At 59.6% G+C, this 12,166-nt stretch carries 11 protein-coding genes; 4 read left to right on the top strand and 7 right to left on the bottom strand.

Features of this window, described 5'->3' with window-relative positions; genetic code table 11:
* Positions 1–193: 193 nt before the first annotated feature.
* The 4 genes from E1K68_RS01480 to E1K68_RS01465 all read right to left on the bottom strand — a co-directional run bounded on the left by E1K68_RS01480 (position 194) and on the right by E1K68_RS01465 (position 3,348).
* Positions 194–610: a hypothetical protein gene (locus E1K68_RS01480; protein WP_138761807.1), complete on the bottom strand. Its 417-nt coding sequence runs from the start codon at positions 608–610 to the stop codon at positions 194–196.
* Positions 607–1,281, bottom strand: coding sequence for a hypothetical protein (locus E1K68_RS01475; RefSeq protein ID WP_212613696.1), 675 nt, complete (start codon positions 1,279–1,281; stop codon positions 607–609). The genes E1K68_RS01480 and E1K68_RS01475 overlap by 4 nt, the downstream gene beginning before the upstream one ends.
* 199 nt (positions 1,282–1,480) lie before the next feature.
* On the bottom strand, positions 1,481–1,735 hold the full coding sequence (locus E1K68_RS01470) for a DUF2789 domain-containing protein (protein ID WP_094774280.1): 255 nt from the start codon (positions 1,733–1,735) through the stop codon (positions 1,481–1,483).
* 32 nt (positions 1,736–1,767) lie between these two features.
* Complete coding sequence (locus E1K68_RS01465; protein ID WP_034134572.1) at positions 1,768–3,348, bottom strand: glycosyltransferase family 39 protein; 1,581 nt, start codon at positions 3,346–3,348, stop codon at positions 1,768–1,770.
* 193 nt (positions 3,349–3,541) lie between these two features.
* Between E1K68_RS01465 and E1K68_RS01460 the strand changes: the two genes are divergently transcribed.
* The 4 genes from E1K68_RS01460 (at position 3,542) to E1K68_RS01445 (ending at position 8,099) form a co-directional block, all read left to right on the top strand.
* Complete coding sequence (locus E1K68_RS01460; protein WP_003187459.1) at positions 3,542–5,704, top strand: hypothetical protein; 2,163 nt, start codon at positions 3,542–3,544, stop codon at positions 5,702–5,704.
* A complete protein-coding gene (locus E1K68_RS01455) occupies positions 5,701–6,405 on the top strand; it encodes a DUF3142 domain-containing protein (protein ID WP_003187458.1) in 705 nt (234 codons plus the stop codon). The genes E1K68_RS01460 and E1K68_RS01455 overlap by 4 nt, the downstream gene beginning before the upstream one ends.
* A 136-nt stretch (positions 6,406–6,541) precedes the next feature.
* Positions 6,542–6,901, top strand: a complete 360-nt coding sequence (locus E1K68_RS01450) for a helix-turn-helix transcriptional regulator (RefSeq protein WP_003187457.1) — start codon at positions 6,542–6,544, stop codon at positions 6,899–6,901.
* Positions 6,879–8,099, top strand: a complete 1,221-nt coding sequence (locus E1K68_RS01445; RefSeq protein WP_080765624.1) for a type II toxin-antitoxin system HipA family toxin — start codon at positions 6,879–6,881, stop codon at positions 8,097–8,099. The genes E1K68_RS01450 and E1K68_RS01445 overlap by 23 nt, the downstream gene beginning before the upstream one ends.
* A 62-nt stretch (positions 8,100–8,161) precedes the next feature.
* Here E1K68_RS01445 and E1K68_RS01440 read toward each other — a convergent pair whose 3' ends face one another.
* From E1K68_RS01440 to E1K68_RS01430, 3 genes are all read right to left on the bottom strand, one after another.
* Positions 8,162–10,615, bottom strand: coding sequence for a TonB-dependent siderophore receptor (locus tag E1K68_RS01440; protein ID WP_094774276.1), 2,454 nt, complete (start codon positions 10,613–10,615; stop codon positions 8,162–8,164).
* Positions 10,616–10,707: 92 nt separating this feature from the next.
* Complete coding sequence (locus tag E1K68_RS01435; protein WP_212613695.1) at positions 10,708–11,658, bottom strand: FecR domain-containing protein; 951 nt, start codon at positions 11,656–11,658, stop codon at positions 10,708–10,710.
* Positions 11,655–12,164, bottom strand: coding sequence for a sigma-70 family RNA polymerase sigma factor (locus E1K68_RS01430; protein ID WP_212613694.1), 510 nt, complete (start codon positions 12,162–12,164; stop codon positions 11,655–11,657). Before E1K68_RS01430 ends, E1K68_RS01435 begins: the two co-directional genes overlap by 4 nt.
* Between the last annotated feature and the right edge of the window lie 2 nt (positions 12,165–12,166).

Genomic DNA, 12,166 nt, shown 5'->3' with positions numbered 1-12,166 from the left:
TTTCGCAGATGAGTGGTGGGATGTGGCTTGAGTAAAGCGGGTTTTAGGGTAGGCATCAGCAAATCGCTGATATTCGCCATACGACAAACAAAATGTGGGAGCTGGCTTGCCTGCGAAAGCGGTGGTTCAGTTGAATATTCAGTGACTGACACGCCGCCTTCGCGGGCAAGCCCGCTCCCACATTAGGCCAGCGTCAGCATTTTTTGCTCCATCGCCACACGCTCCAGACTTTTAAAATCTCCGACGCACCGATCAATCCAGCCATTGCCAGCACGTTGTACTGCGGCAAAACTCGAGCGCCAATCAACAGGAGCGAAACGGAGGGGATAACGAGCACAAGTCGTAAGGGGGTTTGAAAAAAGACAAGCCACACGACTGATTTTTTCTGAAGAAAAAACATGGCGCAGGATGCAAAAATTGAGGCCTGTAAAACCAACGCCCCCACAAACATAACTATTTGCACATCACCGTGCGCTCGCAAAACATTTGAAGCGCTTATCACATCACTTAAATACGGAATTCTATTGTTTAAAAAACTATTGGACGCATACCAAATGAGATAAATCGCATCCATCGCTCCCCAAAACAGCCAAATTCTGCGACGGCTCATTTTGCACCCTCCTTTTTTTCATACGCCTCATCTGGTGTGACTGGCTGCCAGTGCCATGATTTCCCGCCAATCTGCCACTTGTCCTCGCCCTCCAGAAACCTTTGCGGAGTATGCCGAAGCTCGCCATATCGACGTACGGCAGAGTCGGCGATGCGGTGCTCTTCGAAATCATTCAGTGGTACCCATTGCTGGATAAGTGTTCTGGTCGTGTTTGCTAAATCTTTGCCGTCAGAACCAAATACTCGACCTTGGTCACCCATAGACCCTAAACGATTGGCAGCTATAATCGCGGTGTTCTTCACTGCGTCATAGTCAATGCTGAAAAAAGCCCATTTTCCCGGCCCTACCTCCTCCTCGCTTTCAAACCGGCCAGAAGAGAACCCACTTGGAATACATCGCTGTGCATGCAAGTGATTCAAAGCCCCCGTCCGTTCTGAAACAAGCAACCACTCTCCGCTTTTAATCTTGTAAAGTATCGTTTTTCGCACCTTCCAATTTACACACGAATTTAAACCTACATCACACTCTTTAATAAGCTCAGACAGCCCAAGCAAACCAGAAGTAAACGGAAGATGAAATTCAACAATTGACGTCGCAGAAAATGGACTTATGAGTTCAATAGTCGAAGGATCAAAACTCTGTAGTTTTCCGCGCGGAATTAGCTTTTGCATGTCGCACCCGCTCATCAATAGGAGATATCCCTTTGATAAGGAAAACCGTCTGCGGCGGCTATAGTCCATTTCCCCATGAAAAATAGGACGTTTCCCATATTTTTTCGTATCCGGGCTTTTTCAGAAAAAAATAATTTGCGCGGTCAAAACCAAATTTTTTTCAACCCTTACCAGATTTTTTCAAGTTAGAGCCTGGCAGCTATTTTTTTTGCACCCCTCGCCCACCCCGCAACATCAGATTCAACTCATCCACCACCACCGCCCAATCCGCATCCTCCAGAATCTCTTCACGCAAAAATGCCTTCTGGGCGTCGCTCCAAAAAAACGCCTCCGCCAGTTTCAAATCCGGCTTGAGCGGCGAATGAGAGGCGACAAATTGCTCAATACTGACCGGGTCATCCGGCAAGCCAAGCTGTTTGAACAAAGCCGGCAAGCTGTGCAGTGGCGATTCCATGAAAGGCTCCTCATCAGTAGGTTGAAGTGAGTCTAGCGGCAGCCTTCAGGTTGCGGCGCCGGTGCGTTGCATAGCACGAACAACCGGGCCCTGGCGCCACCGCCGTCCTGGCGACTGAGTTCGCGCCAGCCGTTGGGCAGTGGCGCGAATTCATCCGGGGCTTCGTTGCTGCTGATCAACCATACCCGTCGCGTTTGAGCAGGCAGTGCTGAGAGGCGGTCCAGATAGATGCGGCCACCGTCCTGGTCCACCAGTGTGCCGAAACCATAGGCGTTCGGGCGAGTGGCAGTGCCGTCGGGCTTGGGCGGCGTGTAGAGCTGCAGTTGGGCGTCGGTCTGGTCGTAATACACGTAGCTGAGGTACCACATCATGTCACTCAGGACGATGCGGTCGCCTTCCTGATAGTTGCGATTGACGAACTCCACCGGCACGTTGAACTGGTCGTGTTCATCCACCTCGAAATTGTTCTTTAACCCCAGCAGTTCTACGCCCACAAACAGCGCGAACAACGCCACGCCCAGCCAGGACAAACGGGAAGGCAAACGGTCGATGGCAAGCGCCAGGACTATCGGCAGGCCTAACGCATACACCGTGAGGTAGCGCTCGATAAACACTGGCGAGATAAAGGACACGCCATAGACCAGCAGCAGCGGCAGCAGGCAAAACAGGGCAGGCAGGCGCGCCGCGCGGTTGCGCCAGGCCTCCAGAACAACCACCACGGCCAGCAGCAGGGGGAACAGCCAGAACAGCGGCGGCCACAGGCCGAGACCGTCATCCTGCAACAGGAACTGCCAGACCATCGACGGCAGCGACAGCAGGTTGACCGGCTCTTCCCAACCAATGTCGCCGCCGACTTTGAGCTGTTCGACGTGCTGCACCAAATCCAGCAGGTTGGGCAGCCAGGGCAGATACAACAACACTATCGCTATGTTGGCGGCCCACCAGGCAGGTCGCGTAATCAAGCGTTGAGCTGGCGCCTGCAATCCCAGATACGCCCAATGCACCAGCACGCACAGCGCGGTGAAGTAGTGGGTATAGAACCCGGCGCTCATTAACAGCACATATACAGCCAAATAACGCGCGCGCTCGGGCTGCCTCACCCAGTACACCAGTGCCAGCGTGGCGCCCAGTAGCCACACGCCCAGCAGCGAATACATGCGCACTTCCTGGCTGTAGCGCACCGCCGTGGGCAGTAGAGCCAGCAGGATCCCCGCCAGCACGGCCGCGCGGCGGGTGGACAGTTGCCGTGTCAGCCAGATGCCCAGGCCCACTACGGCCACACCGGGGATCGCACTCAGGCTGCGAATCGAGCCGATGCTATCGCCGAACACCTCGATCCAACCGCGCAGCAGCAAGAAATACAGCGGCGGGTGCACATCATGGGCTGCGTGAAACCACAGGTCGGCCAGGGCGTATTCGCTGAGCAACAGGCTTGAGCCTTCGTCGCCCCAGATCGCCGCCGAGGTGAGGTGGTAAAACCGCAGGGCCATGGCGAGCGCCAGGATCGGTACCCACCACAGGCGGCTGAGCCAGCCGGCACCTTCCCAGGTCAAGCGATGGAAGGCAGGCAATGCCCCGACTTTTTCGTGTTGCTCTACCACAGACCGACGCATATCGACTCCGCTACTACTGCCCTCTTACAGGACAAACACTGCGCATGCACAAACACCGCCACTCTAGGCCAAAAGCCCTGGCCTCGTCGCTGGAATCGGACAAATCAGCAATTTGTGTAGGCCTTCACCGAAGCACTCGTCGGATCAGGCTATTATTGCCCCTTCTCCAAGGACTCAGGATCAAGGAAACGTTATGCGTATCGGTTTGCTGTCACCTCTGGCCCTGGCCCTGCTGGCCGGTTTTTCCCTACCGGCCCAGGCCAGTTCTGACGACTCGTGCTACCCCGACTGGCGGGTATCGCGTGACGGCTACGAGCCGTGCAGCAACCAACCGTTTCTCAGCCCTGGTAACGACAGCCGGGTGAACCTGCGCCTGTTGCTGGCCGACAAAAAAGCCGCGCCCCTGGCCCCCAATGCCTTGGGCGAAGACGACTTGGCCCAAGGCTTCGGCCCGGTGCCGTTTCCGGTGTATCGCCTGGTGCCGGTTGCGGCCACGGCTGAGGAGCCAGATAACAAGGCTGACGATTCACGCACAGCCGAACTCGACACGCTGCTCCAGCCCCTGGGTATCAAGCGCGAGGAGTACAAGACCGCAGGCCAGGCCTTCCTGAATGGCGAAGGCAGCCGTTGCCGCAGCAATGACGATGACAGCGCCACGGCGTTTATCAGCCAGGTGATCAAGGCCCAGATGCCGCCCGCCGAGCGCGATGTGTTGGTCAAAGCACGCCTGCAATTACTGACCACCTGTGACTGGAGCCGCCAGGTGGTGGACGCACAGCTGACCCCCTCGGCCAACGCCCAGTTGTTTCGTACCTATTTGCAGGCCGCCGGCGATTTCTACAGCGGGCGCTTCGATTACGCCGAGCGCGGGTTCGCCGCCGCCGCCACCAGCGATGTGCCATGGCTGAAGGAAACAGCGCTGTACATGACTGCGCGTACGTCGCTGAATCAGGCCCAGGCCGAAGCCTTCGACGAATACGGCATGCCGCAGCGCGAGCATGTGGATAAGTCGGCCTTGAGCGATGCCGAAGAAGGTTTTCTCAGTTACCTGAAACATTATCCACAGGGCGATTACGTTGCGTCCGCCCGTGGCCTGTTGCGCCGTGTGCACTGGCTGGCGAACGACGACGCCAAGCTTGCCGAAGACTTCACCTGGCAATTTACCGAGGCCACCGACGCCCAGCGCAATGTGAGCGTGGACGAACTGGTGGAAGAGGCCGACCTCAAGTTACTGATGGTCGGCAACAAAGCCGCGAACAGCCCCATGCTGCAAGTGGTCAGCGACCTGATGGCGATGCGCGCACACACTCCGCCGCTGTTGAGCCGTGAAGACCTGGATAAGCAAAAGAGCACCTTCGCCACTGAGCCGGCGCTGTTTGACTTCCTGCAAGCGAGCTATGCCCTGTACGTCGAACACCAACCCGACGCGGCCTTGAAGCACCTGCCGGCGGATGTGCCGTCGAGCCTGGATTACTTCGCCTTCAGCCAACAGACCCTGCGCGCCCTGGCCCTGGAAGCCAAGCAGGACTGGAGGGCCGCCGAAGCCCTGTGGCTGCAACTGCTGCCGCTGGCCAAGCAGCCGCTGCAACGCGACCAGCTGGAACTGGCCCTGGCCATGAATTACGAGCGCAGCGGCCAATTGGCCAAGGTGTTCGCCGCCGACTCGCCGATCAGCGCCAAGCAAGTGCGCTACATCCTGCTGCGCAACGTCGCCGGCCCCGATCTGCTGCGTCAGCAGATCGCCAACGCCAGCGACCCGATCGAGCGCCAGAGTGCGCAATTCGTGCTGCTCTACAAAGACCTGCTGCGCGGCCAGTACGCCACCTTCGCCGATGACCTCAAGCAGGCCTCGCTCTCTGACGACAAGCTCGGCACCAGCCTGGGCTACACCTATACCAGCGGCCAGACCTTGAAGCTGTTCCAATGGAACGGCGACAAGGCCGAGTCCGGCTACGCCTGCCCAAGCATCGCGCAAACCGCGACGACCTTGCAGAACGAGGCCAAAAACCCGCACGCCTTGAACTGCTTCGGCGAGTTCATCCTGCGCAACGGCCTGGACGGCATGCCCCTGGAACAACCCCGCGCCGCCGGCAGCCTGGGCAGCACCGCCTCGGACTTCAAGGGTGAAACCTTCTCGCGCCTGGACGGCTACAAACAGGTGATCGCCAACGCCAAGGCGCCGAAAACCGACAAGGCCTACGCGTTGTTCCGCGCCATCAACTGCTACGCGCCGGCCGGCTACAACAGCTGCGGCGGCGAAGATGTCGCGCCAGCGGTGCGCAAAGCCTGGTTCCGCCAACTCAAAACCGGTTTTGCCGATACCCAGTGGGGCAAATCGCTGCAGTACTACTGGTGAAGCCGCTGTGGCTAGGCTTGCTGTTGCTGGCAAGCCCGGCTTTTGGCGCCGTTAACGCCGGGGACTATGACGCCTTCTGGCTGTGGAGCGGTGTCACGCCGCAGCCAGTGATCAAGCAGGCAAAAACCCTGTACATCCTGCAAGGCCAGATCAACTCCACCCGCCGCGCGCCCCAGCGCGGCGTACAACTCATCGCCCAGGGCATGAGCGTGCCGCGCATTACTCAAGGCCACGTCTGGGTGGTGTACCGCGCCCACACCCTGCGCTGGCCGGAACGGGTCTACACCCAGGTGCTGGGCCAGGTGCAACGCTGGCGAGACGCCGGCAACCCAGTGATCGGTATCCAGATCGATTTCGATGCCCGCACCCAATACCTGCACGAATACGCCGACTTCCTGCGCGACCTGCGCCAACGCCTGCCCGCCGACCTGCGCCTGAGCATCACCGGCCTGATGGACTGGAGCAGCAACGCCGACCCGGCCGCCATCGCCCAGCTCAAGGGCGTGGTGGATGAAGTGGTGGTACAGACGTATCAGGGGCGTCACAGCATCCCGGATTACGCGGCGTATTTGCCGCGGATGAATCGGCTGGGGGTGCCGTTCAAGATTGGCTTGATTCAGGGCGGGGAATGGCAAGAGCCGGGATATTTGCAGGGCAATGAGTGGTTTCGGGGGTATGTGGTGTTTTTGCAGAATCTTTGAAGTTTGGTAACACCTGTAGGAGCGAGCTTGCTCGCTCCTACAAAAAGCCATTAGGGCATCGAGCCGATTTTTTGCAGGTGGCCTTAGAGACTTGGATGATATAAGTTACCTCTACTGCTTTAAAGGGTGATATATCATGCAAGAAACAGCCAAGCCCTACCCCCACAAAGGGTACATCTCAGAGAGAAGCGATGAACTGATGAGAGGTATCGGCAACGGTATCGAAATAGCCCGCATTCGTCGTCGGTTGAAAATTTCCACCATATGCAGCCGCGCGGGCATTACACGGCAGACGTATCAGCGGCTGAGACAGGGCGAGCCCGGCGTCTCCCTCGGCGTGCTGATGAATGTGCTGAGCGCGATGGACTTGGAAGAAGGTATGGCGAGCATTGCGTCACCAGAACTTGACCAGGTTGGCATTACCATGAGCCTCGCCCGTGAGCCTGAGCGAATTCGCACTGAAGGAGAACCCGATGTCCTGGAAGCCGATTGGTAATGCCTTTGTTTTTTCAGCTCACTTAGTCGGTGACCCGGTCCCTGTTGGCGAGGTGGCCATGCATGGGAATGGATTCGTTTTTCGCTACGCCAACAGTTGGCTCGCGCGGCCCGACGCATTTGCGATTGACCCGCTGAGTTTGCCACTGACCCCTAACCAGTATTCCTCGACGCGCATGTTTGGTGTGCTCGACGACGCAACGCCCGACAATTGGGGCCGGCGTGTTCTGCTGGCGACCCACAAACAGCATCCACAAAACGAAGTTGAATGGCTGCTTGCCTCGCGGGGAGCAGGAGTGGGTTGCCTGCTGTTCAGTGCGTCACGAAGTCAGCTGCCACCCCTGCACCACCCCCCGCAATTTGAAGACCTTGAGAAAATCATGGTGGGCCTTGATCGAGTCGAGAAGGGTGACGTCGACCTGCCTGCGGAAATCGCACGGTTATTCGAGTTTGGGAGTTCCATGGGCGGCGCCAGGCCGAAGGTCACCGTGACCCATGAAGGCAAGGAATGGATTGCTAAACTCGGCCGTAGCGACGATGTGTTCGATCAGCCACGGGCGGAATTCGCCAGCCTTCAAATGGCGGATGCAGCAGGCCTACCCGCAGCCGGGCACAAGTTGGTAGAGGTCGCCGGCAAACCGGTGTTGATGGTCGAGCGTTTTGACCGACATGAAGGCGCTGGCCGCGAGCACTATGTCAGCTGCAACTCTTTGGTAAGCACAGAGAAGCCAAGAATGCGGGTTGATGCGGCTGACGGTGCCGTTTCCTATTCCAGGATCGCCGACGTGTTGAAGAAGGTCTGCGACGATGCCACCTTTGACATGCGCGAGCTTTACAAGCGTATGGCCTTCAACGTGCTCATCGGCAATAGCGACGACCACCTGAAACAAACCGGGCTGCTGCTGACCAGCGCCTCGGGTTATTCCCTTGCGCCAGTATTTGACGTGTTGCCCCACCCTACCCAACTAGGCTTGCAGGCGCTCATCATCGGCAATGAAGGCCGGGTATCGTCTGTCAGTAATTTGCTGAGTACGCCTGAACGCTTTGGGTTGGGGGCGGATGAAGCAAGGTCCATCGTCACGGATATATATGCCGTCGTGCGAGAAGCCTCCGGCTTTTTCGAAGCGGCAGGCTGTAGCGGTGCCGAGGTGCGCATGCTTTCCAATGTGTGTACACGATTTGCAGCGGACCTGGTGTAGGGCGGCAACAGAGCGCACCCTTGAAGGGTGCGCGCCGCAGCCAATATCACCTAAACGCTAAGTTACCAATCGTACGTCAGGCTCGACACCACCGTACGCCCTTCCCCGTAGTAGCAATCCAGATCACTGGTGCACTGCGAGACGTAGGTCTTGTTGCTGAGGTTCTGCACGTTCATCGCCAGTTTCACGCCCTTGAGCTTGAGCGGCGAGGCGCCCAGGTCGTAGCTCAGGCTTGCATCGTAGACGCTGTAGGACGGCACGTTGAAGGCGCCTTCGTAGTAGTCGCCCAGGCTTTGACGGGCGTAACGCACGCCAAGCCCTGCACCCAGCCCCGCCAAGGGCGTGTCGCCGAGCACGGTGTAGTTGACCCACATCGAGGCGGTGAGTGGGGAGATGCCGGCCGGGTGGCGACCTTGGCGGCCATCGTTGTCCTTGGTGTATTTGACGTCATTGCGCGCAGCCGAGGCGACCACGTCCCAGGCATCGCTCAAGACGGCCTTGGCTTCCAGTTCAACACCTCGCGAGCGCAGGGCGCCGCTTTGGGTGCTGAAGGTGGTATCCACCGGGTTGGTGGTCAGCACGTTTTCCTGATCCAGTTGGTACACAGAAGCCTGGATGAAGCTCTTCTGGCCCGGTGGCTGGTACTTCACGCCGACTTCGTACTGTTTGCCGGTGGAGGGTTCGAAGGGTTTTCGGTTCGCATCGGTGCCGGCCAGCGGAAGGAAGGATTCCGAATAGCTGACGAAGGGCGACACGCCGTTATCGAACAGGTACACCAGGCCCGCACGACCGGTGAACGCCTGGTCTTTGCTGGCAAAGCGGGTGTCCTGTATCGGCTCCTTGTTCACCACATTCGCCCAGTCGTAGCGGCCACCGAGTACCAGCACCCATTTATCCAATTTGATCTGGTCCTGCAGATACAGGCCGGTCTGGGTAATGGTGCGATCCCAGCGGTACGGTTGGCCGAAGTTCAAGGGCTGGCCGTACACCGGTTTGAACAGGTCAATGATCGGCGGGTTGCGGTCATACAGGCCATGGAACTGCGAGTTGGAATGGTAGTAGTCCAGGCCAACGATGAAGGTATGGGACAGCGCGCCCGTGTCAAATTCAGCCTGGGCGATGCTGTCCACGCCGAACACTTTGTTGGTCTGCGACCAGTCCACGCCGAAGCGTTGCAGGTAACGCTGGTCTTGCACGCCGGTGTTTGGGTTGGCGACGAAGCGGTAGCCGTGCAATGGCGCGGTGTAGCGGTCGTCGACCTCGGCGTAACGGGCGTTTTGCTTGAGGGTCCAGATGTCGTTGAGGCGATGGGAAACTTCGTAGCCCAGCACGTATTGCTCGCGGTTGTACTGGTTGACGCCCGGCTCGCCGATAAACACATCGCGCTTGATCTTGCCGTTGGGGTTGTCCCACAGCGTGCCGGACGCCGGCAGGCCTTGGGCTTCGGGCACGCCTTTATCTTTCTGGTATTGGGCGAACAGGGTCAGGCTGGTGTCGTCGTTGGGGCGCCAGGTGAGGCTGGGGGCGATGAACTGGCGCTTGTTTTCGACGTAATTGATTTCGTCTTGCGCGTCATTCGCCAGGCCGGTCAGGCGGTAGAGAAACTGGCCCTCCTCGTCCAGCGGGCCGCTCAGGTCGATGGCCGCGCTTTTGTGTTCGTAGGTGCCGGCTTCCAGCACCACTTGGTGTATCGGCGTTTCGCTGGGGCGCTTGCTGACCATATTAACAATGCCGCCCGGCTGGTTCTGGCCGTAAAGCACGGACGCCGGGCCCTTGAGCACTTCGATGCGCTCCAGGGAATACGGCTCGATCTGCAACGCACCGCCTGTGCTGCCGCCGCCGTAGGGCAAGTGCAAGCCGTCCAAATACAACGGCGTAGGCGAGAAGCCGCGTGACGTCGGCTCATCGAACAATTTGACCCGGTCGGCAAAACCGCCGGCGCTCATGCCTGGGGTGTAGAGCAACGCCTGGGTGACACTCTGGGCGCCGCGTGCCTTGATCTCGGCGGCGGTGATCACGTTGATGGTCTGGGGGATTTCCACCAGCGCCGAGTCAGTCTTGCTGCCCGAGGCGCTGCGCTTGGCGACAATACCGTCCACCGGACCCCAGGCGCTTTCCTGCTCCTGCCGGCCGCTGATCTGGGTCGCGCCCAACTGCAAGGCTCCGTCGCCGGAGAGGGCCTGCAACGACCAACCGCCCTGGGATTGCACCGCCGCCAAACCGCTGCCCGCCAGCAAGCGCTGCAACCCCGAACCTACGCCATAACGCCCTTTCAAGCCGGCGCTGCGCTTGCCTTCGGTGAGCGTAGCGTCAACCGACAGCAGGATGCCAGAAGCACTGGCGAAACGGTTCAACGCCTGGTCGAGGCTGCCCGCCGGAATGTCATAGCTGCGCAGCGCTTCGGTGCTTTCCTCGGCTTGAACCATGCTCGGCAGTACAGGAGCCGCCGCCAGCAGGCCGGCAAACAGGCCACGACGCAGCGCGCGGGCCAAAGGTTGGATTGGGTGGTGCGACATTGCAGGACTCCCCGTGAGAACGCTTCTTGATTGGCTTTCAAGAGGTATCCCGAACGGGCCACAAAAACCGACAAGCCCTGTACAAAGTATTTTCAGACCCGCGCCTTGATCGTTACCCAGTAACGGGTCACCGCCTGCACGTGCACGGGCAATGAACGCTCCAAGGCCGCCAGGATCGCGTCGGTGTCGCTCAGCGGGAACACGCCGGTCAACAGCAGGTTCGACACCGCCTGATCACAGCGCAACAGGCCAGGGCGATACCGGCTCAGTTGCGCCACGAACTCACCCAACGGCTGGCGCTCGGCAACCAGACGATGCTCGGTCCAACTGCTGGCATTGGCGCTCACTGCCGGCAACGCGGTGCTTTGACGGGCGTTGAACCACAGGCTGTCCCCCGCCTGCATATGCACCGGCGTGCCCTGCAACGGCGTGACCCGCAGGCGACCTTCGTACAAATCCACACGGCTGCCGTCGGGCAGTTCACGTACCGCAAAGCGCGTGCCCAACGCGTGCACATCGCCGGCTGGCGTTTCGACGATCAACGGGCGCAAGGCGTCGTGGCCGCTGGTCAGCAAGACCTCGCCACGGATCAGCCGAATACGCCGTTCGGTAGCGCTGAAACGCAGGTCTACGGCACTGTCACTGTTGAGGTCCAGTTGCGTGCCGTCGCTCAAGGTCATATGGCGAATTTCGCCCGTGGCGGTACGCAGCTCTGCGAAGGCCGCTTGCCAGGGCTCGCTGCGTTGCACCAGATAGCCGCTGCCACCGGCCACCAACAACAGGCCGAGCAGTTTGAGCGCGGCACGGCGTTGGGTATCCGGGGTGTCGCGCAATACTGCGCGAGCGCTGTCGGCAGGTACGCCGCCGAGGGTGTGTTGCAGCTGCTGCAAGCGCTGCCAGGCGCGACGATGCTCCGGGTCAGCGGCCTGCCACCGGGCAAACGCCTGGCGCTGCTCGCCCTTGAGCTCACCGCCCCATTGCAGCATCAACCACTCGCTGGCTTGCTCAACAATCGCGGGGGCAATGGGCGCGTCGTGCTTCATTCTTCGTACACCACCTGGTAGCAGGCGACGATGGCACGGGTCATGTACTTTTGCACCGAGCTGACGGTGACGCCCAGGCGCTCGGCGATTTGCGCATAGCTCAAGCCTTCGAACTGCGAAAGTAAAAACGCACGGCGTACATTATCGGGCATGCGGTCGAGCATGGCGTCGATCTGCATCAAGGTTTCGAGGATCAGGGCGCGGGTTTCCAGGGAAGGCGACTCGGGCTCGGGCAAGTGCGCGATGCTTTCCAGGTAAGCACGCTCGATGCGCAGGCGGCGCCATTGGTCGATCACCAGGTTGCGGGCGATCTGCGCCAAGTAGCTGCGGCTTTCCTTGTCACCCGGGAAACGCCCGGCCACCAGCAGGCGCAGGAAGGTGTCCTGCGCCACATCGGCGGCCTGTTCGCGGTCGCCCAGGCGCTTGCGCAACCAGCCTTGCAGCCAGCCGTGATGGTCGCGGTACAGGATGTGAAGCTGTTGCTGGCCGTCAGTCGCGCTGGCCATGA

Origin of the sequence: Pseudomonas sp. B2021, from assembly GCF_018135665.1 — a bacterium.
GTDB lineage: Bacteria > Pseudomonadota > Gammaproteobacteria > Pseudomonadales > Pseudomonadaceae > Aquipseudomonas > Aquipseudomonas lactis.
This window is presented reverse-complemented; position numbering and strand designations above follow the sequence as displayed.